The organism is Salinicola rhizosphaerae (genome assembly GCF_014652715.1).
Lineage (GTDB): Bacteria > Pseudomonadota > Gammaproteobacteria > Pseudomonadales > Halomonadaceae > Salinicola > Salinicola rhizosphaerae.
Window position 1 is genome coordinate 385900 of record NZ_BMZI01000005.1, and the last position, 21057, is coordinate 406956.

21 protein-coding genes are annotated in these 21057 nt (G+C 63.0%); 6 read left to right on the plus strand and 15 right to left on the minus strand.

All coding sequences use genetic code 11. From position 1 onward, the window contains the following. Positions 1-104 precede the first annotated feature (104 nt). Entirely contained in the window at positions 105-1055 is a 951-nt protein-coding gene (locus IE125_RS13205; protein ID WP_189445138.1) for a LysR family transcriptional regulator, read from the minus strand. Positions 1056-1209: 154 nt separating this feature from the next. Here IE125_RS13205 and IE125_RS13210 point away from each other — a divergent pair, with 154 nt between their 5' ends. From IE125_RS13210 to IE125_RS19320, 4 genes are all read left to right on the plus strand, one after another. Beyond that, the gene (locus IE125_RS13210; RefSeq protein WP_229809101.1) at positions 1210-1923 is read left to right on the plus strand and encodes a transporter substrate-binding domain-containing protein; all 714 of its coding nucleotides are present in this window, start codon (positions 1210-1212) and stop codon (positions 1921-1923) included. 81 nt (positions 1924-2004) lie between these two features. Continuing rightward, positions 2005-2673, plus strand: coding sequence for an amino acid ABC transporter permease (locus IE125_RS13215; protein ID WP_229809102.1), 669 nt, complete (start codon positions 2005-2007; stop codon positions 2671-2673). Beyond that, a complete protein-coding gene (locus IE125_RS13220) occupies positions 2673-3440 on the plus strand; it encodes an amino acid ABC transporter ATP-binding protein (protein WP_189445140.1) in 768 nt (255 codons plus the stop codon). Before IE125_RS13215 ends, IE125_RS13220 begins: the two co-directional genes overlap by 1 nt. A 224-nt stretch (positions 3441-3664) precedes the next feature. After that, a complete protein-coding gene (locus IE125_RS19320) occupies positions 3665-3790 on the plus strand; it encodes a hypothetical protein (protein ID WP_268249106.1) in 126 nt (41 codons plus the stop codon). Positions 3791-3867: 77 nt separating this feature from the next. On the opposite strand, the gene IE125_RS13225 is transcribed toward IE125_RS19320, so the two are convergent. The 5 genes from IE125_RS13225 to IE125_RS13245 form a co-directional block, all read right to left on the minus strand. Beyond that, the gene (locus IE125_RS13225; protein ID WP_189445141.1) at positions 3868-4611 is read right to left on the minus strand and encodes a 5-formyltetrahydrofolate cyclo-ligase; all 744 of its coding nucleotides are present in this window, start codon (positions 4609-4611) and stop codon (positions 3868-3870) included. 144 nt (positions 4612-4755) lie between these two features. Beyond that, positions 4756-6360 (minus strand): ABC transporter permease, encoded by a 1605-nt coding sequence (locus tag IE125_RS13230; RefSeq protein ID WP_229809103.1) that lies wholly within the window; start codon positions 6358-6360, stop codon positions 4756-4758. A gap of 19 nt (positions 6361-6379) precedes the next feature. Beyond that, positions 6380-7198, minus strand: a complete 819-nt coding sequence (locus tag IE125_RS13235; RefSeq protein WP_189445142.1) for an ABC transporter ATP-binding protein — start codon at positions 7196-7198, stop codon at positions 6380-6382. After that, positions 7195-8184 (minus strand): ABC transporter substrate-binding protein, encoded by a 990-nt coding sequence (locus IE125_RS13240; protein ID WP_189445143.1) that lies wholly within the window; start codon positions 8182-8184, stop codon positions 7195-7197. The genes IE125_RS13235 and IE125_RS13240 overlap by 4 nt, the downstream gene beginning before the upstream one ends. A 59-nt stretch (positions 8185-8243) precedes the next feature. Next, positions 8244-8981, minus strand: a complete 738-nt coding sequence (locus tag IE125_RS13245) for a 5-formyltetrahydrofolate cyclo-ligase (RefSeq protein ID WP_189445144.1) — start codon at positions 8979-8981, stop codon at positions 8244-8246. A gap of 186 nt (positions 8982-9167) precedes the next feature. Between IE125_RS13245 and IE125_RS13250 the strand changes: the two genes are divergently transcribed. Together IE125_RS13250 and IE125_RS13255 are read left to right on the plus strand one after the other, a co-directional pair. Next, positions 9168-10016 (plus strand): MurR/RpiR family transcriptional regulator, encoded by an 849-nt coding sequence (locus IE125_RS13250; RefSeq protein WP_189445145.1) that lies wholly within the window; start codon positions 9168-9170, stop codon positions 10014-10016. A gap of 188 nt (positions 10017-10204) precedes the next feature. After that, the gene (locus IE125_RS13255; RefSeq protein ID WP_189445146.1) at positions 10205-11458 is read left to right on the plus strand and encodes a dicarboxylate/amino acid:cation symporter; all 1254 of its coding nucleotides are present in this window, start codon (positions 10205-10207) and stop codon (positions 11456-11458) included. Positions 11459-11581: 123 nt separating this feature from the next. On the opposite strand, the gene IE125_RS13260 is transcribed toward IE125_RS13255, so the two are convergent. From IE125_RS13260 to IE125_RS13300, 9 genes are all read right to left on the minus strand, one after another. After that, complete coding sequence (locus tag IE125_RS13260; protein WP_189445147.1) at positions 11582-11770, minus strand: CsbD family protein; 189 nt, start codon at positions 11768-11770, stop codon at positions 11582-11584. Positions 11771-11953: 183 nt separating this feature from the next. Then, positions 11954-12232 (minus strand): peptidylprolyl isomerase, encoded by a 279-nt coding sequence (locus IE125_RS13265; protein ID WP_189445148.1) that lies wholly within the window; start codon positions 12230-12232, stop codon positions 11954-11956. An 87-nt stretch (positions 12233-12319) separates the two neighbouring features. After that, positions 12320-12643: a glutaredoxin family protein gene (locus tag IE125_RS13270; RefSeq protein WP_189445149.1), complete on the minus strand. Its 324-nt coding sequence runs from the start codon at positions 12641-12643 to the stop codon at positions 12320-12322. A 75-nt stretch (positions 12644-12718) separates the two neighbouring features. Then, positions 12719-13294, minus strand: a complete 576-nt coding sequence (locus tag IE125_RS13275) for an EF-hand domain-containing protein (protein WP_189445150.1) — start codon at positions 13292-13294, stop codon at positions 12719-12721. A gap of 61 nt (positions 13295-13355) precedes the next feature. Further along, positions 13356-14039, minus strand: coding sequence for a transglutaminase-like cysteine peptidase (locus IE125_RS13280; RefSeq protein ID WP_229809104.1), 684 nt, complete (start codon positions 14037-14039; stop codon positions 13356-13358). Between the two features lie 34 nt (positions 14040-14073). Next, positions 14074-15993, minus strand: coding sequence for a bifunctional diguanylate cyclase/phosphodiesterase (locus IE125_RS13285; protein ID WP_189445151.1), 1920 nt, complete (start codon positions 15991-15993; stop codon positions 14074-14076). Between the two features lie 16 nt (positions 15994-16009). Then, positions 16010-17362, minus strand: coding sequence for a TolC family outer membrane protein (locus IE125_RS13290; RefSeq protein ID WP_229809105.1), 1353 nt, complete (start codon positions 17360-17362; stop codon positions 16010-16012). A gap of 78 nt (positions 17363-17440) precedes the next feature. Beyond that, complete coding sequence (locus IE125_RS13295; RefSeq protein ID WP_229809106.1) at positions 17441-18856, minus strand: HlyD family type I secretion periplasmic adaptor subunit; 1416 nt, start codon at positions 18854-18856, stop codon at positions 17441-17443. Further along, a complete protein-coding gene (locus tag IE125_RS13300; protein WP_229809107.1) occupies positions 18840-21053 on the minus strand; it encodes a type I secretion system permease/ATPase in 2214 nt (737 codons plus the stop codon). The genes IE125_RS13295 and IE125_RS13300 overlap by 17 nt, the downstream gene beginning before the upstream one ends. Between the last annotated feature and the right edge of the window lie 4 nt (positions 21054-21057).

The window sequence follows — 21057 nt, forward strand, 5'->3', positions numbered from 1 at the left end:
GTATCTGCGTATAGAGGTCGTGATTTTCAAACCGAAGCGCGCAACAAGACCAATGAAAAAAAGTCGCTGCACCATAGCGATAGGGAATAGCCCCCGAAATGCTCTCACCCCGCCACACGTTCACGCAGTTCGGCGATCAGCAGTTCAGCGGCCCGCGGAATGTTCTTGAGGGCCGGGTAGATCAGCGCCATGCCATGCAGGAGGCCGGGCTCGAAGGGCAGGAAGCGGATCGTCCGTTCGGCATCCAGCGAAGCGTAGGCATCGGCATTAAACGGATCGACGATGGCATAGCCGAGGTTGTATTTGACCATGCCCAGCCCGCTCCACCACAGGCGAGTCTCGTAGGCCGGATTGAACACCGCCCCTGCGATGTCGAACGCCCGCTGCTGCTGCACCGTGATCTCGTGTCCCGACTCCAGCGTGATCGCCGGCCGGCCATCCAGATCTGCCGGTGTCAGCACCGATTTGCGAGATAACGGATCCTCGACCGACACGGCGCAGACGCAGGTCACGTTGAACGGAATCGCATGATAGTTGGGGCTGCTGGCGATCGGATGCTGAAAGGAGTCCTCGATGACCGCGAGGTCCAGCTGCTGCAGCAGCACCTTCTTGAGCAGATGATCCGAAGTTTCCACCTGCAGGCTGACCCGGACATCCGGTCGTTCACGAAGGAACGACGACAGCGTCTGCGGCAACAGATCGTAAGAGAGCCCCGGCGTACAGCCGATCTCGATTCGTCCGAGGCTGGCTCGGCGAATATTGGCAATGGCATCGGTGAGCCCATCAAGGTTGACCAGCGTACTTGAGACCTCCTCGAACAGGTACGCCGCCTCTCTCGTCATCTCCAATCGGCCGCTACGGCGATGAAACAACTGCTGCCCCGTTTCATGCTCCAGAGCCGCAAGCTGCTTGCTGACCGCCGGTTGAGTAAGATTCATGCTCTCGGCGGCGGACGAGACGGAACCCAGCATACCGACGGCGTAGAACGCCTCGAAATGACGAATATTGAGTTTGCGCCGCTCCAGTCTCGCCAGTGACAAACGTTGTCGATTCATACCCTTCCTGATGCCACCATTCCGACGAGTTATAGCGGAAAAACATTTTTTCAGTTGTGACGTTTTCAGTCATCGGGATTAATGAAATCCCCGCTCACCAAAAACAATAGAGATTGCGATGAAAAAACTTCTGACAAGAATCTGTCTCATTACCATGATTGCCCTACCAAGCCTTGCCAGCGTCGCGCAGGCCGACGACGTCCCCGCAACCCTGCGCGTGGCGATCGACCCGACTTTCCCGCCGATGGAGTTTACATCGGACGGCCAGTTGCAAGGATTCGACGTCGATCTGTTCAACGCCATCGCCGAGCGCATGGGATCCCAGGTCGAATGGATCAACACGGAATTCAAGGGTCTAGTGCCCAGCCTGATCGCCAAGCGCGCCGACGTGGTCGCCTCAGCCATCTACATCACCGAGGACCGGGCCAAGGTCGTCGACTTTTCCGATGCCTATTTCAATAGTGGACTGGTCATCGTCAAGAAGAAAGGTGATGAGACGATCCAGGGGCCGAAGGATCTCGACGGCAAGCGAGTCGCGCTGCAGACCGGCACGAAATCCGTCCAATTCATGACGGACAATTTTCCCGATGTCACCCGCGTAGAAGTCGAGAAGAACAATCAGATGTTCGACATGGTGATAGCCGGGCGCGCCGATGCCGTCGTCACCGGCAAGCCCTTCGCGCGTTTCTATGCCACCAAGCGCGGCAACATGAGCGTGCTCAACGAGCAGCTGACCACGGAGCCCTACGGCTATGCCGTACGCAAGGACCTCCCGGCAGTGACGACGGCAATCAACGAGGCGCTTGACGCCCTCAAGGCCGATGGTACCTATCAGAAAATCACCGAAAAGTGGTTCGGCGCCGAATAGCGCCTTCCCGGCAGGGCGATCACCGGATCGCCCTGAACTGCCATACCCTCCCGTTTTTGCCAATCACCGCAGGACGACACCTTGATCGATTTCGACTTCTCTCCCGTCATCGAGAACTTCGGGTCATTGATGCATGGCACACTGATCACGGTCGAGGTGGTCGCCGTCTCGATGATCCTGAGCTGCACACTCGGCCTGCTCGTGGGCATCGGCAGACTTGATACCTCCCGACGCCTGCTCTACGGCATCTGTTCGTTCTACGTGTTCATCTTTCGCGGCACGCCGCTGCTGGTCCAGCTTTTCATCTGGTACTACGGCCTGCCCCAGTTCGGCATCAGCTTGCCATCGTTTCTGTGTGGCGTGATCGGGCTGGGCCTCTATTCGGCCTCCTACGTCTCAGAGATTGTGCGCGGTGCGCTGCAATCGGTGGACAAGGGTCAGCATGAGGCAGCACGTGCCATCGGCATGTCGCGGCGCGTGACCATGCGCCTGATCATCGTTCCCCAGGCGATCGTGCGCATCATTCCCCCCCTCGGCAACGAGTTCATCTCCCTGATCAAGAACTCCGCACTGATCTCGCTCGTCACCATTCACGACATCATGCATGAGGGCCAGCAGATCATCAGCGTCTCCTACCGCTCGCTGGAGGTCTACCTGGCGATCGGCGCCGTCTACCTGGTGCTGACCTGGTCAGTCAGTCGGCTGCTGAGAACTTTCGAGAACCGTCTGCACACCAAAGGCATTCAATGATGACGCAACCTAAAGCTTCCGCCGGGGCTTTGATCTCGACCATCGGCCTGTTCAAGTACTTCGGCGACACGCTGATCCTCGACGATATCAACCTCACCGTGCAGCGTGGCGAAGTCGTCGTGCTCATCGGTCCCAGTGGCTCGGGCAAAAGCACGTTGCTGCGTTGCTGCAACGGTCTGGAAATTGCCCAGAAAGGCATCGTCGAGATCTGCGGAGAACGCTTGAGCCAGCAGGGCCAGCTACTCCCGGAACGCCAGCTGGATGCCCTTCGCACCCGCGCCGGCATGGTATTTCAATCGTTCAACCTGTTCGCACACCTCAAGGTGATCGACAACATCACCATCGGCCCGCGCAAGGTCCTGGAGCAGCATGCCGAGGAATCAAGACGACTCGGCCTGGAACTGCTGGACAAGGTCGGACTCGCGGACAAGGCCGATGCCATGCCTGGCAATCTGTCCGGCGGTCAGAAACAGCGTGTCGCCATTGCCCGAGCGCTGGCCATGCGTCCGGAACTCATGCTGTTCGACGAGCCGACCTCGGCCCTCGACCCCGAACTGGTCGGCGAGGTGCTGCAGGTGATCCGACTGCTGGCCGCCGAGGGTATGACGATGATCATCGTCACCCATGAAATGAACTTCGCGCGGGAAATCGCCGATCGTATTATCGTCATGGATCGGGGTAGGATTGTGGACTCTGGCACCCCGGAGATGATCTTCGGCTCAGAGGCAAACCCACGGACCCGCAGTTTTCTCGCCAAGGTGTTGTAGTTCCCCATCGATCTCCTACCGAGTCAGTTCTGGATGCCCTGCGTCACTGAATCACATCGTTCGGATGACGAGTAGAAGTCGTAAGTTCGTCGACCGAGCAGTTCACCGAAGCCCTCATTCGAACCGGGGTCGGCGACCGCGCCACGAAGACCAGCCAGCGCGCGGCCACGAGACGCTGCCCAAGGGCCCACTTCTGTTCGATGTGTGGGCCGAAGTTCTGCTCGATGAAGATCACCCAGGAAGTGCGCGAGCGCTTCGGCACGGCAGCCTCGAACGAGAAAGAGGAGGGGCTAAAGGCTCAGGCGCAGCGGTTCCAGAATGAAGGTGGCGAGCTCTATCGGGAAGTGTGAGCTCTACATAGAGGGCAGGATATCGTTCAGGGTATCGGGAAAAGCGAGGCTCCACTGAGGCGCCTCGCCTCTCGGGATCAGACCTGGCCCAGGGCTTCCATCCGGCAGAGCTCCTGCAGCGGCGGAATCGTGTCGTACATCTCCTGGTCGAGCAGTTCCCAGACGATACCCACGGTCGGCTTGTGCGGTGCGCTGACCTCGATCGTGCGGGTCGGCGTGAAGATCACGTCCGACACCGTGTCGAAAACCTCCGGATGCAGCTCTTCTGCCAGCACCTGGCAGTCATGAACGAGCGCCGCGGAAGGCGTGTCGACGTCGATATTGCCGATGCGGAACAGCATGCCCCATTCGGCATCGAAGAAGCCGTGTCCCTTGCCGAAACGGATGCCGGCTTCATTGATCGCACCAGTGCCGGTGACCATGAAGTCGGTCTTCGGCATCTGGCGAATCTCGGCCAGAGTGACCGCTCGCCCCATGCGTTCCATGCCGTCCAGCGTAGCGGCATAGAGGTACCTATCCTCGGGGATTTCGGCGGGATCGAGCAGCCAAAAGCCGCGCTTGATCGAGTAGGTGGTCATCAGCACCTGCTTGCCATCCTGCAGCGCCCGATGACGCAGCTCTTCCAGACAATTGTCCGGCGTGATGAAGATGACCTTTGCTTCCTGATAGTAACGGTGGGCCACCAGGCGCTCGGTCGCCGCCTCGCGCTGCTGGAAGTCGGCGATAAACTCGCCGAAATCAAAATGAAAGCGGCTATCGGGAAAAGCAACCTGGCGCAGATCGCGGAAAACGCGCTGACGCACGTCGGATTTATGGCTCATGGCAACCTCGAGTTCGATCAATCAGGCCCTGGCGGCTTCACGCCACCCGGGCAATTCATGGTTAAGGACAACCCGCCTGCCGGCGCCGTCGGACGACGCGGATTACGGCACCGATATCAACCGGCGCTTCCGTCAAACAGCGGGTTACGGCGCTGGCGCCATGGCGTAGCGTTTCAGGACCCAATGCTCGACCAGCGTCACCGCCAGATAGAGCAGCACCGATACCAGCACGGCAGCGACCACAACGGCCCAGACCAGGCCATAGTCGAGCGATCCCCGCGCCACGTTGAGCAGGTTGCCGACGCCAGTGCCGGTAGCCAGCCACTCGGCGATCATCACGCCGAGAAAGGCGCGCGGCGCGACCAGGCGCGCCGCCGCGCACAGATACGGCAGACTCCATGGCAGCGATACCAGGCCAATCTCGCGCCAGCGCGAGCCGCCGAGCACCCGCACGCAGTCAAGAGTCGCCGCCGGCACCAGCGCCATACCCTGCGCCAGCGTGACGTAGGCCGGGAAGAACGTGACCGAGATGGTGATCGCGAGAATGGTCGCGCCATCGCGGCCGAAGATCAGCACGATCAGCGGCGTCAGCGCGACCAGGGGCATCGACTGCGTCAGCAGCGACAGCGGCATCAGTACCCGCCCGAGCACCGGGCTGAGCGTGCCGACGATCGCCAGCAGCAGCGCGAAGGCGAGCCCCACCAGCATGCCGGCAAGACACCAGGGCACGGTCTGCGCGAGCGCGCCGCCGACGATGCTCGTCAGACTCTCGGGACGCATCGTCGAGAACAGTTCGGCGACCAGCTCCGGCGGCGAACGCAGCACGAAGGACGAAACGCCGACGCGCTCCAGCCCCCATACCGCCCCCCACCACAGCAGCACCGGCAGCGTGATCGAGATCGCCAGACAGAGCAGCCGGCTGGCACGCGACATCGAGCCGCCCGACGAACCGCCAAGGCTCTCCTGCGCAGGCGCCTGACGACCGACCCAGCCGCGCGCGAGCAGCAGGATCGCCAGGTAGAAACCGGCGCTGATCGCCGTCGCCACTAGACCGATGCCCCACAACCGCGCCGGATCGCCGCGCCCCAACGAACCGATCAGGTAGTGGCCGAGCCCGGCGCCGGAACCGCTGCCGAACTCCGCCAGCAACGATCCCAGCACGGCATTGGGCGCGGCGACCCGCAGACCGGCCAGCAGTGTCGGCAGCGCATGACGCAGGCGAATCCAGCGCAGTGTCGCCCAGCGCCCGCCGCCGTAGAGACGCACCAGATCGAGCAGCCGGGCGTCGACGCGGGTCAAACCGAGAACCGTGGCGACCATCGTCGGGTAATAGGTCGACAGGGCCGCCAGCGCGATGCGCGGGGCGTCGCCATCGAAGGCGATGATCAAGATAGGCGTCAGTGCGATCGGGGGCATGGCGAACAGCGTGACGTTGACCCCGCTCAGCAAACGACCCGCGGGACGCCAGCTGGCCATGAGGAACCCGACCAGCACGGCGACGAGATTGCCGAGCAGAAAACCGAGCAGCGAGGTGCGCACCGTCGCGCGGATATGCTCGGGGTAGTCGTGCCAATCGACGACAAGCTGTCCGAGGATGCCACTCGGGCTCGGCAGTGCGCCGCCAGCGACCCATTGCTGGCGCCCGGCGATCTCCCACAGAGCCAGTAGTGCCAGCCAGCCGAGCGCGATCTTGAGAGGCATGGCGTGACGCACCGCAAGCTGACGCACGCTCCTGGGCTTCTTTGTCACCTGCGACTCCCGGACGCGCTCAGTCATCACCGCGCTCACTCCCGGTCCGCGAGCCGCTTCGGTCGGACGTACCACCCTCGAACATCAGCGCCAGCAGCTCCGCTTCCAGCTTCCGACACTCGGCGCTTGCGAGCAGCGACAGCGGGCGCTCCCTCGGGAACGGGATATCGACCACCCGCGCGATGCGGCCTGGCCGGCCGCTCATCACCACCACCTTGTCGGCAAGGAAGATTGCTTCGTCGACGCTGTGGGTCACCATGACGGTAGTAACCGGTCGATTCAGCCAGAGTCGCTGCAGCTCCTCGTTCATGCTCCGACGCAGTATCTGGTCGAGCGCACCGAAGGGCTCATCGAGCAGCAGGAGCTGCGGCTGGCTGACCAGCGCGCGGGCAATGGCGACACGCTGGCGCATGCCGCCGGAAAGCTGTGACGGCAGCGCCTGCTCGAAGCCTTGAAGACCGACCAGCGCAATCATCTCCCGCACGCGCTCACGATCAGCCCGGGTCATCCGCCCGATGACGTCGAACGGAAAGCGCACGTTAGATTCGACGCTGCGCCACGGCAGTAGCGACGCTTCCTGAAAGGCGATCCCCAGCGCTCCGCGCTGCTGCAGCGCCTGCGGCGTCTCGCCTCCGACATGCAGTTCGCCGCTGGTGGGCTGGTCGAGCCCGGCCAGCATGCGCAGCAGCGTGGACTTGCCGCAGCCGGAGGGACCGATCAGGGCGATGAAGCTGCCTGCTGGCGCGTCGAGCGAGACCGTATCGAGCGCCAGCAGCGAGCGGCCGTCGACATCGAAGCGACGGCTGACACGATCAATATGCAGACCCGCTGACGTCACGCGTCGAGCTCCGCCAGCAGCGACGTATCGAAATGCTCGGTGGAAGCGTCGATACCAATACGGCCGAGCGCCTCGACACAGCGGGCGATATCCGCATCTGCCATCGAGAAGATGCCATTGGGCGACTCGATCAGCGGCTTCTGCGCCTGGTTGAAGAAAATCTCGTTGTCGATGGCGCGACCGTTGCCGGCGAAAAAGCTGTCGGCAAACAGCGGCGGATAGCGTGTCGGGTCCTGAAAATTCTCCTCCCAGCCACGACGACTGGCACGCAGCCACGCCAGCAGATCCGCACGCCGGTTCTCCAGCGTCTGACGCGTGACCACGAGCGTGTCGTTGAAGACGGGGAAGCCGTGATCGTAGAGCAGGAAGCTGACCGCATCCTCGCCCTGAAGCTGGATCGTGTAGGGCACGTTGGTCACGAAATCGAGCGACGCATCGATCTCGCCCTTGAGCAGCGGCGTCGGGTCGTAGGCATACGGCACGATGCGCACGTCGTCGGTGGACATGCCATTGGCGGCCAGCATCGCCTCCACGGCCAGGCGATTGACCGGCGGCACGGCCAGAACCTTGCCGGCGAGATCCTCGGGCTTCTCGATCGGGGTGCGCGCCAGGCTGACGATACCCACCGGGCTTTTCTGGTACTGGGTACCGATGACCACCAACGGCGCGCCCTGCTGGGTCACCGCCTTGAGCGTGCTCTCGACCGTGGTCAGTGCGACGGCGGCTCGGTTGGAGAGCAGCGCGCCCTCGGGAATCACGTCCGGACCGCCGGGGCGATAGTCCAGCGCTAGCCCCTCGTCGGCGTAATAGCCGTTGCGTTGTGCCACGAAGTAGCCACTGAACTCGGCATCGTTGACCCAGGACGCCTGCATGGCGAACGGCGTGCCCTGCCCATTCTGGGCCATCGATAGAGCCGGCCAGCCCAGCGCGCCGGCCATGACGCCGGAGCCCGTCATCTGAAGAAAACGCCGTCTGCTGAGCGTCATCGTTGGATCCTCACTGGTTTGTTCGTGGTATCAACGCCAGAGCGTTCGAAAGGTCGGAGTCACGCCAGCCCCAGCGCCCGCTGCCATTCGCGCAGCGGCGGCATGGCGTCAATGCGCGACTGATCCAGCCGGCGCCAGTCGATGCGTGAGGGGCGCGGCGTCTCGCGGGCGATCTCGAGCGTACGCGTCGGCGTAGCGATAGCATCGAGCACGACATCGCGCTCGCTGGGGAACAGCCCCTCTTCGACCACCTGCACGTCGTGCACGAGCGTCCAGATGGGCGTGGTGTCGTCAACGATCCCGAGTTCGGCGAACAGTAGCCACTCGAGATCGAGAAAGCCGTGGCCACGGCCAAAGCGTACGCCGTGCGTGGTGACCGCCGACGCGCCAGTGACGATCGCATCGAAGCGTCCCATCGCACTCAACGCCTCCAGCGTGACCGGCTGCCCAAAGTATTCGAGGCCGTCCAGCCAAGCAGCGAAACGAGCCTCGGATCTCGGCACCGAGCCCGGCTTGATCCAGAAAAAGCCGCGTGCCATGCCGTGGGTCGAAACCACCACGCTGACGTCGTTCTCGATCAGGAACTGGCGCAGCCCGACCAGACTGTTATCGGGCGTGACGAACACATGTCGCGCCCCGGAGAATCTCGCGTCATCAAGACAGCGCTGCGTCGCCACATCCGAGCCGATGAAGTCGGGAATGAACTCCGCGAAGCGCATATGGAAACGGGAATCGGGGATCGCGACAGCCTGGAGCTGACTCCATATCCGTTCACGCAGCGCACGCTTGGCCAGCACTCGAGCATCCTCTGGTTGTATTTGGAACCCCAGGTTTCATAATAATGCTAACCTGAAACTCAAGTTTCCAAAAGATCGCGACGCAAAAAAACGCTAGGCTGCCCCGCCGCGTGGCGCGAACTCCGACCCACTACGCGGCAAACTGCCCGGCGGCATTCACACCTCGCCCTGAAGACGGACACGGACATGTCAACGAGATTGGTTCTGGCTATCCAGGAACATTACGAGCAGCTCTCTCCCAGCGAGCGCAAGCTGGCCACGCTGCTGCTGGATCGGATCGACGACATGCTCGCCTACTCTGCCAAGGAGATGGCCGACATGGCCGGCGTCTCCAAGGCCACTGCGGCACGCCTGTTCCGCAGTCTTGGCTACCGGGACTTCAACGAAGTGCGCCTGCAGGCACGAGAGGAACGCAATCGCACCCAGCCTTTTCGCCATGCTCCCTCGAGCGAGCAGAAGCCAGAGCCGGCACGTGGGCTAACCGTCTCGACCCATCTGCAGCTGGAAACCGATAGCCTGGCACGCACCTTCGAGGTCACGCGCAACGACACACTGACGAAGGCCGCCGAGAAGCTCGCCACGGCGCCTCGCGTCTGGCTGCTCGGCCAGGGGCTCGACCAGGGGCTGATCTATTATCTGCGTCCGCTGCTCAGTCGCATGCGCGCCGACGTCTTCTGTCTGGGCGCACAGAGCGGCCTGTGGGCGGAAGAGCTGGCCATGCCATCGCCCCGCGACGTCGTGCTGCTGGTGCTCTCGCAGCACCGCGCACCGGTTCTCGAGCGCGTGATCGAACAGTTGACGCTATCGCGTGTACAGGTCGTGTCGGTGGTGGACGTGCGCAACACGGCCTGGGCGCAGGGCTTTTCGGAGAGCGTGCTCTCCTGCTACAGCACCGGCGGCCCTTACGGCTACTCGGCCATGAGCCTGGTCAGCATGCTGCACCTTCTGGCCCATGCGACGGCGGAACAACTCGGTGACCGCGCCCTGCAGCGTACGCACCTGATCGACGATATCACCGAGGAGCTCGACCAATGACACGCGAGCTCTAGCGTCTCTGGAACCATCGTGATGCCGCGTGTTTACCGAGACATTGCGCGCCGTCACCTCATGTCTCGATTCGACTACCCATACTTCGACATCATTACCTGGCAGATACTCGCTGAGACGATAGAATGCGCGGCCTTGATCCCGTTTCCCGTCGATAATCCTGCCGGAGTTGTGCCATGCAAGAGTCATCATCCCGCCGCCCCAACCTGTGGCGCCGTATTCCCCTGTGGCAAAAAATCATTGCAGGCTTACTGCTGGGTATTCTGGTCGGTGCGCTGATGGGTGAACGTGCCAGCGTGTTCAAGCCGCTGGGCGACATCTTCATCAACGGTATCAAGATGCTGATCGTACCGCTGGTGTTCTCGACCCTGGTCGTCGGTATCACCGGCATGCGCGATCCGCAGAAGATGGGGCGTGTCGGGGCACGGACCATCGCGCTCTATCTGATCACTACCGCGTTCGCGATCGTCATCGGCCTGGCGGCGGCACTGATCTTTCAACCCGGTGTCGGCGCGGATGCCTCGATGAGCGCGCCGCAGCAGACAAACGATGCCCCCTCGCTGATCGATATTCTGGTCGGACTGGTTCCGCCGAATCCCCTGCAGGCGATGATCGAGGGCAATATTCTGCAGATCATCGTCTTCGCCATCGGGCTCGGTATCTCGCTGATGCTGATCGGCGAGAAAGGCGAGCCGGTGGTGCGCGTGTTCGAAAGCTTCGCCGAAGCGATGTACAAGCTGACCGCTATCGTCATGGCGTTCGCGCCTTTCGGCGTCTTCGGCCTGATCGCCAACGTCTCCGGCCAGTACGGCCTGGACGTGCTGCTGCCGCTGGCGAAGGTGATCGGCGTCGTCTATCTCGCCTGCCTCGTGCACGTGCTGGTGGTCTACACCGGGCTTCTGAGTGTGCTGGGACGGCTCAATCCACTGCGCTATCTTCAGGGCATTCTCGATGCACTGGTGGTGTCGTTTTCCTCGGCTTCCTCCTCCGGCACCCTGCCGGTCTCGATTCGCTGCGCGCAGAAGAACCTGGGAGTCTCCGAGGGCGTCTCGAGCTTCGTGCTACCGGTCGGCGCCACCATCAACATGGATGGTACCGCCATCTATCAGGGGGTCGCAGCGCTGTTCGTGGCACAGCTGGTTGGCGTCGACCTCTCCATGGCCGACTACGGCATGATCGTACTGACCGGCACACTGGCATCGATCGGCACTGCCGGCGTACCCGGCGCCGGATTGATCATGCTGTCCATCGTGCTGGCACAGATCGGTCTACCGTTGGAAGCGATTGGCGTGGTCGCGGGCGTGGACCGCATCCTCGACATGGCCCGCACCAGTGTCAACGTCGCCGGCGATCTGATGGTGACGACCCTGGTCGGCAAGAGCGAGAAGGAGCTCGATCTGGAGATCTACAACCGTCCCGGCAAGGCCTGAGCCCTTCCAGAAACGCCGAAAGCCCCGGGATCGGGGCTTTCGTCACTGCGTCGATATACGGATAATCGGTGGGGGCAGCGCCGGCAAGAGACGGCAGCGTTGGTATCTCGACAATACCCGGGTTCAGTGGCGCGTCTTGAACGCGTCCTTCACATCTCCCTTCGCGCTTTTGACATGCCCTTTGGCCTGCTGCGCCTTACCCTTCCCTTCCAGTTCTCGATCCTTGGTTGCCTTGCCGACGGCTTCCTTGACCTTGCCGGCGGCTTTGTCGACGGCGCCTTCCGCCTTGTCGGCTTTCGAGTGCTGAGCCATGAGAATTACCTCGCTAGGCTTGAGAAACTCCGAAGTCTGACCGGATGGTCGAACGCTATCGGAGTTCATCAAGCTTAGACCGCTTTACCCAGCCGTCCGCGAGAAATTCGTAATGTTTTGTCGGCAAGTATTGCCGTGAATGAACTGGCTTGGCGGCAAACGCGCTATCGCCAAACCAAGGGCTCAGGTGCGGGAAGTGACTTCCAGCAGGTGGTAACCGAACTGCGTCTTCACCGGACCATGCACTTCATTGAGCGCGCCGCTGAACACGACTTCATCGAACTCCTTGACCATCTGGCCGCGGCCAAAGGTGCCGAGTTCGCCACCCTGGCGTCCGGACGGGCAGTTGGAGTGCTGACGCGCGACCTCTGCAAAGTCGCTGCCGGCCTCGATCTGCTGCTTCAGCTCGAGACACTGCTGTTCGCTGTCGACGAGAATGTGACGAGCGCTGGCCTGGGACATGAATCTGACTCCTGAATCGATCAACATGGGTGAAAACGGTGACGGCGCCATTCTACGAGAAGCACCGGGTCAGTAACACCGTCGCTTTCACGTCCCGTCCGATCCGAAGCGGCGCTCCAGATAGCGGTTGATATCGGCGGATTCATACATCCACTCCGCCGTTCCATCGTCTTTCTCGATACGCAGACACGGCACCATGGTGCGCCCGCCGCCCGCCATCAGATCCTGGCGGTGTTTCGGCTCGCGCTGCGTATCACGGAGTTCGATGGGCAGCGCCAGGCGCTCGATCTGCATTCGCACGCGCATGCAGAACGGACAGCTCTGGAACTGATACAGGGAGAGCTTTTTGCAAGCGTGGTCGACCGCAGCCTGGTCCTCGGGCGACCGCTCGATGGGTGTCGAATGAAACATCTGGCCGATAGCTCTCCTGAGTCGCGTGAACATGTTGGGCACTCCGAGTCATCTCGAGACAGCACGAAAAGCGCGCTACTGAGAAGATTCCTGCGAGGATGACTCGGTGTCGTCACTCTGCCCGGTCTCCTGCGCTGCCTGGTTGATGTTGGCGGCGTCCTGATCATTGATCAAGACCGGCACCAGAATCGGCGCATTGCTCGGCACGCTCACGCTAGCCGGCGCGGGGGCGGAAATCGGCGCCGGCTGATAGCGCTGGCTCGGCGGTTCCGGCGGCAGCAGATAATCGCTCGACACCAGCGGTTGCGCGTTATCGGCATCGCCGGGCAGGGTCAGCGTCGCCTGGATCAGCGGTGTCGCGAACTGGTCACGAAACTCCTGACGCGAAATGCGGCCACTGCCGTTGGCGTCCAGCGTGTGCCAGTCGCCACCGAGCCCCAGGCGTTCGATATCGAGCGGCGTAAGGTGTCCGTCGTCGTCGAGATCCGCGCTGTCGAAGACGTTATCGGCGCTGACCTGTGCCACGCCCTGGCCAGTGGGGCGATCGACGACGACATCACGCTGCGATGCAGAGGCGCAGGCCGTCATCAAGAATGCCAGCGATACCACACCGTACCAGCCGCGCCCCTGCCCATTGCCAAACTTGTTCATGCGTTTTCCCTCGACATGCTGTTCCCATCGACATGCTGTTCGGCAAACCAACGCCTGCCACTCACCCTCGCGGGTCTCTCAAGGTGCCGTTCTCCAGGCGTTGCTGCCAGTTTTCCCATAGGCTGAGTCGGCTCGACTCGCCTACCTCTCGTCCCGTGCCATTGAGTTTGCTGATCCACAGATGGCTGCCGTTGAAGCTGTAGATCGGCAAGAGATCATTACGCTTGGACGCCGGCTCAATCGTCTTGACGATATTGTCCAGCACGACCGGCGGCGTCGTCGGCGTCGGTGCCCAGGTCACGACCATATGGAACTGATCGTACGGGATGTATTTGACGTAGTGCAGCCTGAGCTGGTCATCCGGCACGCCCAGCTCGCGCAGCGTCAGGTACTTCGCCATGGCGAAGTCTTCGCAATCTCCCGCCCCGACGCCCAGGAACTCGAACGGCGTGGCCCAGTAGTCCTCCACGTGCCACACATCGATATCATCGACGAAGCGTAGCTGATTGAAGAAGGCATTGACGCTCGCGAGCTTGGTCTGCACCGACTGCCCCTGCAGACGATCGATCAACACTGGCCACTGTTCGATGCGCTGCCAGCCGTTCTCTCCGTAGAACCTGACGACTTCGGACTTGGGCGGGAGCTTGGGAAGCGCCATCGCCGAGCCGACGAAGTGGCCCTCGCCCAGCGCCAGCGTGAGGCCAAGCATGAGGCTACACGCCGCGCGAATGCCTCGTCGCGTCATCCCGCCAGCCCAGCGAACGTCGATGGCCCGACGATCACTGCAGCTCGAGCGGCGCGATGGGCGCCAGATAACCCTGATAGCCATCGGCCCCGACTTCCGCCACGCGGGAGCGCTGCTCGTCGGACTCGACGCGCGTCACGATCACCTTTGCCTCGACCTGATGCGCCGCCATGCACAGGCTGCGCAGGAACTCGGTATCGACCTCGTCACGCACGAAGAAACCCTGGTCGATCTTGACGTAGGCTGGACGCAACCGGGCCAGGTAGCTCATCGCCTGCAGGTTGCGCGCGAACCGATCGACGCCGCCGCGGGCACCCAGACGGTGCGCCAGCCGGAAAAGCTGCTGGACCGACTCGAGATGATCCAGCGCCACCTCCTCGCTGACCTCCAGATCGAGACGCGACGCGAGCCGCGGATGCGATTCGAGCCAATGCGTGAGCGCCCGTGACGAATCCGCACTGGCGAACGAATCCGCGGTCAGGTTGACCGCCACGCGGCCGTCAAGCGCAGAGACATGCTCCGCCAGCCAGTCGAGCACGGCAGTATCCAGACGCGCTCCCATGTGGAAGTGATTGACCACCGGGAGAAACGCGTAAGCCATATGCTGCGTTTCACCCTCATTGAGACGCACATAGAGCTCGCGGTGGAGCGTCTCGCCGCTCTCGAGCAGCACCGGCTGGGCGGCAAAACTGAGACGCCGTTCGTCCAGCGCCTTTTCGATGACCAGCCGCCACTCCTGCCTGCCACGCGCGGCACCGACATCCTCGGCACGCACGGTGACCCAGCGCTGATTGCGCTCGATCGCTTCGCGCAGCGCGCTGTCTGCCCGCGCCAAGGCACCCTCGCGCGTCATGCCACGCTCTCTCAGCACCACGCCGGCGCGAGTGTGCTGCGGGCGGGTCTCGGAAAGCGGATTGGCCTCGACGAGATCGTCGACGCGATCGAGGATCTCCGCAAGCCAGCTCTCGCGCTGAGTATCGTCGGCATCCGGCAGAATCAGGGCAAACTCTTCCGCGGACAGCCGCGCCGACGCCAGCGGCCGCTCGTCGAGCCGCACGCCGCTCAGGTAGGTCCCGATGTTGCGAATGACATGATCGCGGGCCTCGAAACCGTCCTGGCGGTAGATTTCCTGCAGCTGTTCGATGCGCAGGATCGCCAGCGAGCCTCCCACCGGCGCTGACAGCCACTCGTCGAGCACGCGGGTGAGATAGGCGCGGTTGCCCAGCTGCGAGACCGCATCCTGCTCGGTCAAACGCTGCAGCCGGACGACCTGCTCGGCCTGCTGGTCGAACTGCTGGTTGAGACGCATGCCTAGGTGATTGACGGCTTCGGTGATTCCAGCGAGCTCCTTGACTCGGCTCGGCGGCAGCGGTTCGTCGAAGCCGTCGCTCTGCATCTCACCGATACGTCGCGATAGCCGGTTGAGCGGGCCAAGCAGTAGCTTGACGCCGAAGACACACAGCACGATGACCAGCACCATGCCGGCAGCGAGCCATGTGATTAGCTGTATCGCCAGCGACCAGAGCTGATCGTAGGCGCCGGCGCTGTCCGACTGCACCTGGATGCTGCCGAGCGCCGACCAGCCGCCGCTGATCTCGCGCTGGGCGCTGGCGTTGGGCAGCGCCACGATCTGCTGGAACCAGCCAGGCGTGTGGCTGGTGCCGGCGCTGTCGATCACCAGCGGAGCGTCCCTCCCCACCGCTTCGAGCTCGAGTCGGCGTACGGCGCCGCCATCGGCGACCGCGCGCATCAGTGTTTCGGCACTGGTCCAGTCGCCGATCTCGACGAACGGCACCAGCGAGAGGCTCAGCGCCTGGGCGAGGTTGTCGACGTCTGACTGCTGGCGCTCGGCCACCGACTCGCGGGTCTGGTGCACCTCGATGGCAAAGATACCCACCGAAAACAGCAGCAGCAGCCCGACCAGGATGGCAACGGAGCGACGAAATAGACTCATGGTATCGGCTCTCCGGTCAGCCCTGGGGGTCGTTGGCGCGATCGATCGGCGGCGGGTAGCGATCGCCGGCATCGCCGATCATGCCCACGTTGACCTGCAGTGTGTCGAGCAGGTTACCGGTAGCCGACAGCAGCCGATAATTGGCCCGACGCAGGGCGAACTGCGCCTGGACCTGAGACTGCTCGGCATCATAAAGCTCGGTCTCGCTATCCAGCATGTCGAGCAGCGTGCGCCGACCGATATCGAACTGCTTGCGGTAGTTGACCCGCGTCTGCTCGCTGGCATCGACGTGCTGCTGCAGGAATGGCAGCTGACTGCTGACGTAGTCCCGGGCGTTCCACGCCAGACGCAGTTCGTCGCGAATCTCGCGCAGTGAACGATCGCTGTCGTAGCGCACGGCGCGCAGCGAGTCTTCCCGCGAGTGCAGATTGGCCACGTCGATGCCGCCCCGATAGAGATTCCACGACATCACCAGATCGGCATTCCAGTCGTCGGAATCGCTGCCTTCGTAGTCGTAGTCACGGCTGACCGTGCGGCTCGCCTCGGCACTGAACGACGGCAGAAAGTTGCCGCGCTCGGCGGCGACTTCATGCTGGGCGGCGTCGATCGAGTGTGCAGCCGAAATCACCAGCGGATTGTTGGCGGTGGCCATCGCCATCGCGGCATCGAAGTCGGCCGGCACCGGGGCCATGTCGACGTCATCCGGTAACTGCAGGTTCCTCGGTGACTGCCCCACGTAGCGAACGAACGAGGAGACGGCATCGTCCAGATTGTTGCGTGCCGAGATCAGGCTCGCCTGGGCCTGCGCCAGACGCCCCTGCACCTGGGTCGCATCGGTCGTCGTGCCCGCCCCCAGCTCGGCCCGACGACGGATATCGGCCGTGATTCGCTGGTGCGTGTCGACGTTGCGCTGCGCCAGCTGCAAGAGCCGCTGCGCCTGCAGCACGTCGAGATAGCTCTCGACCGTCGCCAGCCCGATCTGGTTGGCCTGGGCGGCAACCTGCCAGCGCTGATAATCCGCTTCGGCATCCGCCTGGCGAATCTGCTCAAGTGTCGTATTGCCGTCCCAGATCAGCTGAGAAAGCGTGATATAGGCGCGACGATAATCGTGCGGATCGCTCGACTGGCGAATGCCGTTGGTTTCGCTCTCGTTTTCGCCGTAGCCGACACGACCCTGCAGATCGAGCGAGGGCAGGTAGGCGCCACGCTGGGCGCGCGCATCATCCAGACTCTGCTGATAGCGCGCCATTTCGGTACGCGTGCTGGGGTACTCCAGCACGGCCTGCGTCACGGCCTCCGTCAGCGTTTGCGCCTGTGCGCTCCCGGCCAGCGCCGCCATGCCGGCGGACAGAATCCACTTCTTCATCATCTCGCCCTTCTCGCCCCTTGCTCTGTTCTGAGTGCGATCCCGCTGTTCACCACGCCAGCGACCTGCGGTACCTTCGCCTTATCGCTCACGCAGCGCCCCCTGCTTGGCGCGCAGAATCGGTTTGAGCAGATACTGCAAAATCGTCTGCTCGCCGGTCACGACGTCCACCGTTGCCTGCATACCCGGAATGATCGCGAGATCGTCCTCGCTCTTGCCCAGGTGGTTGCTGTCGGTCTTGACGGTCATTTCGTAATAGGTGTTGCCCTTCTCGTCCTGCTCGGTGTCCGGACTGATCCGCGTGACCGTGCCCTTCAAACCGCCATAGATCGTGAAGTCGTATGCCGACAGCTTCACCGTCACCGGCTGGCCAACGCGCAGAAAGCCGACGTCGCGCGGCGCCACGCGCGCCTCGACCAGCAACTGATCTTCGATCGGCACGATCTGCATCAGCTTCGCGCCGGGGTCGACCACACCACCGATGGTGTTGACCTCGATCGACTGTACGCTACCCCGCACCGGCGATGTAACGAGGGTACGATCGACCCGATCCTGCAGACTGACACGCCCCTGCTGCAGGCTATCGAGCTTGTTGCGGGCTTCGGTCAGCGCGTCGGCACTGCGCGAGCGGAACTGGGTCGCGACATCGCGATGTTTGCTGATCGCCTCCTGAAGCTCGGACTGCTTGGCCGGAATGGAGAGCTGCGCCGATTCCAGCTCGCCGCGCTGATCGTTGACCTGACGCTGCAGATCGAGCAGGTCGACCTGAGAGACGATGCCCTCCTTGACCAGCGGCGCCGTGATGCCCAACTGCTGCCGGGAAAGTTGATAGCTGCGCGATAACGAATCCGCCTTGGCGCGCAGTTCCTGCAGCTCCTGCTGGCGCTGCTGGATCTGTGCCGCGGCCTGGTCAAGCTGGGAACTGAGCCCGTTGAGCCGCGCACTGTACGCGCTCTCCGCCGCGTTATAGATATCCGGATTCGACGTCTTGAATTCGTCGCTCAGGGGGATCGGCTGCGTCGCGACACTCACCTGCTGGCGCCAGTCGTCCGCGCTGGGGGACACGGTGACGGAGGCAAGCTCGGCCTGATACTGGGCGACCGACGCCTGCAGGCCGGCCAGGGTCGAATTGCGCTCGGCCAGATCGGAAGTCGCCCGCGTGGGGTCGATGCGCGCCAGCGGCTGTCCCGCTTCGACGACATCGCCCTCATTGACGAAGATGTCCCGCACGATCCCGCCTTCCAGGTTCTGAATCGTCTGCAGGCGCGACGATGGCACGACCTGCCCGGTGCCTCGGGTAACGACTTCGACGTGCGAGAAGCCCGCCCAGAGCAGAAAGGCGGCGAAGACGGCCAGCAGCACCCAGATGATGATGCGCGAGCGCCACGGCGTGGCGAGCAGCGTTGCCGCGCTGGCGTCGTCGGCCAGCTCCAGTTCGCGCGCGTGCGGCTTGGGCCACTTGGCAATATTGCTTGGCATGTTATCCGCGCTGGCCATGGCGCACCTCCTGCTGGCTGGCTGCGGGCGGCGTGGGTTCCGGCGGCGCCGCGACGCGCCCTTCGTTGAGCGCCTTGAGCACGGTCTGCTTGGGTCCATCGGCAATCACGCGGCCGGAATCGAGCACGATGATCCGATCGACCACTTCCAGCATGGAACTCTTGTGCGTCACCAGCACCAGCGTCTGGCTGCGCGGGAGATCGCGTAGCGTCCGGCGCAGCAAGGCTTCGGCGCGGTTGTCCATGTGCGATCCCGGCTCATCGAGCAGCAACAGCGACGGATTGGTCAGGATCGCGCGCGCCAGCAGCACCGCCTGTCGCTGACCGCTGGAGAGCAGTCGCCCGCCCTCGCCGACCTGGCGATCGAGACCATCCGGATCGCGCCGTGTGAACTCGCTGACACCGGCAATGTCCGCCGCGCGCTGCACCGATTCATCGCTGGCATAAGGCTGGCCGAGAATGATGTTCTCGCGGATGGAGCCGAAAAACAGCGCGCTATCCTGGCCGGCGAAGCCGATGTGGCGACGCACGTCTGCCGGATGGATCTGATTGATATCGAGGCCATCGATGCGAACGCTGCCCTCGGTCGAGCGATAGAGCCCGCTCATCAATCGCTCGACGGTACTCTTGCCTGCTCCCATGCGCCCGATGATACCGACACGTTCGCCCGGCTCGATGGTGAACGAGACATCACTGAGCACCTCCGGCGAAAGCTCGCTGTAGCGAAACCCGACGTGATCGAATTCGATGCGCATGCTGAGCCGATCGCGATGGACGTAGTTCTTCGCATCGTCGACCTCGTCAGGCAGTTTCATGATCTGGTCGATGGCCGCCATGGCACTGCGGGTCTGCCCGAAACGGGTGATCAGCAGCGCCATCTGCGCCAGCGGCTGCAGCGCACGGCCGGTCAGCATCACGCCAGCGATCAGCCCACCCATCGACAGCTGCGCCTGGCCGATGAGATAGACGCCAAGCACGACCATCGCCACCGTGGAGAGCTGATTGACCGCCATGGTGAGCGAGGAGACGGAGGTCGAGAGATTGCGGCTCTTGACGCCCCATTTGGAGATCTCGCCGACGGCGCGTTCGTAGCGGCGCTGAGTTTCGCCCTGCGCGTTCGCCAGCTTGATGCTTTCGAGACCGGCGACGCTCTCGACCAGCCGCGCATGCTTCTCGGTCGCGAGCCGCGAGCCCAGTTCGATGGAGCGTTTCAACGGCCACTGGATGGCGACGGCGTAGCCGATCAGAATGACCAGCGCGACGATCGGTACCCACACCAGTGGCCCGCCGACGATCCATACCACGATCAGAAACAGGATCGCGAAAGGCAGATCGACCAGCGTGGTCATGGTCATCGAGGTGAAGAAGTCGCGAACCGAATCGAACTCCTGCAGGTTCTTGACGAAGGCTCCGACCGAGACCGGCCTGGCCTCCATGCGCAGGTTCATCACCTTGCTGAAGATCTTGGCCGACAGCAGTACCTCGGACTTCTTGCCGGCGGTATCGATGAACCAGGAGCGCACCTGACGCATCAAGAGATCGAAGCAGACGATGATCGCCATGCCGGTCGCCAGCACCCAGAGCGTGCCGAAAGCGAGGTTGGGCACCACCTTGTCATACACGTTCATGGTGAAGAGCGGCGCCGCCATCGCGAACAGATTGATCAGCAGCGAGGCGATCAGTACGTCACGATAGATCGGCGTCGACAGTTTCAGCGTCGACCAGAACCAGTGGCCGTCGGCCAGCTTGACCGTCTCTGGCGCGCGGGCGTCGAAGCGATGCTCGCGACGCACGTAGATGACCTGCCCCGTCGCCTGCTCCAGCAGCGACTCCATATCGACCGTCTGCGTACCATCGGCCTCCGGCAGGTAAACCGTCGCCTGCTTGCGCTCCGCATCGCGCTCGAGCAGCACGACGGCGCGGCGTCCCTGCAACATGACGATGCAGGGCAGCAGAATATCGGCCACGCGGTCGGCACGCTGGCTGACCAGCTTGGCGGAGAGCCCGGCGCGGCTGGCAGCGCGCGGCACCAACGATAGCGTCAGCCGCCCTTCATCCAGCGGCAGACCGTCGCTGATCACGTCAGCCGTTTTCGGTGTGCCGTGGTGCCGGCAGAGAAAGACCAGCGCTCCCAGCAGCGGATCGATCTCCTTCTCCCCCAGCGGTTCCGGGCGAAGCGGTGTCGGTTCGTCAACCAAACCT

Excerpts from the sequence above, each read along its gene's own strand:
- IE125_RS13205 (WP_189445138.1), bottom strand. The coding sequence starts at position 1,055 with ATGAATCGACAACGTTTGTCACTGGCGAGACTGGAGCGGCGCAAACTC.
- IE125_RS13210 (WP_229809101.1), top strand. The coding sequence starts at position 1,210 with ATGATTGCCCTACCAAGCCTTGCCAGCGTCGCGCAGGCCGACGACGTC.
- IE125_RS13220 (WP_189445140.1), top strand. The coding sequence starts at position 2,673 with ATGACGCAACCTAAAGCTTCCGCCGGGGCTTTGATCTCGACCATCGGC.
- IE125_RS19320 (WP_268249106.1), top strand. The coding sequence starts at position 3,665 with ATGAAGATCACCCAGGAAGTGCGCGAGCGCTTCGGCACGGCAGCCTCG.
- IE125_RS13225 (WP_189445141.1), bottom strand. The coding sequence starts at position 4,611 with ATGAGCCATAAATCCGACGTGCGTCAGCGCGTTTTCCGCGATCTGCGC.
- IE125_RS13240 (WP_189445143.1), bottom strand. The coding sequence starts at position 8,184 with ATGACGCTCAGCAGACGGCGTTTTCTTCAGATGACGGGCTCCGGCGTC.
- IE125_RS13250 (WP_189445145.1), top strand. The coding sequence starts at position 9,168 with ATGTCAACGAGATTGGTTCTGGCTATCCAGGAACATTACGAGCAGCTC.
- IE125_RS13255 (WP_189445146.1), top strand. The coding sequence starts at position 10,205 with ATGCAAGAGTCATCATCCCGCCGCCCCAACCTGTGGCGCCGTATTCCC.
- IE125_RS13260 (WP_189445147.1), bottom strand. The coding sequence starts at position 11,770 with ATGGCTCAGCACTCGAAAGCCGACAAGGCGGAAGGCGCCGTCGACAAA.
- IE125_RS13265 (WP_189445148.1), bottom strand. The coding sequence starts at position 12,232 with ATGTCCCAGGCCAGCGCTCGTCACATTCTCGTCGACAGCGAACAGCAG.
- IE125_RS13270 (WP_189445149.1), bottom strand. The coding sequence starts at position 12,643 with ATGTTTCATTCGACACCCATCGAGCGGTCGCCCGAGGACCAGGCTGCG.
- IE125_RS13275 (WP_189445150.1), bottom strand. The coding sequence starts at position 13,294 with ATGAACAAGTTTGGCAATGGGCAGGGGCGCGGCTGGTACGGTGTGGTA.
- IE125_RS13280 (WP_229809104.1), bottom strand. The coding sequence starts at position 14,039 with ATGACGCGACGAGGCATTCGCGCGGCGTGTAGCCTCATGCTTGGCCTC.
- IE125_RS13285 (WP_189445151.1), bottom strand. The coding sequence starts at position 15,993 with ATGAGTCTATTTCGTCGCTCCGTTGCCATCCTGGTCGGGCTGCTGCTG.
- IE125_RS13290 (WP_229809105.1), bottom strand. The coding sequence starts at position 17,362 with ATGATGAAGAAGTGGATTCTGTCCGCCGGCATGGCGGCGCTGGCCGGG.
- IE125_RS13295 (WP_229809106.1), bottom strand. The coding sequence starts at position 18,856 with ATGGCCAGCGCGGATAACATGCCAAGCAATATTGCCAAGTGGCCCAAG.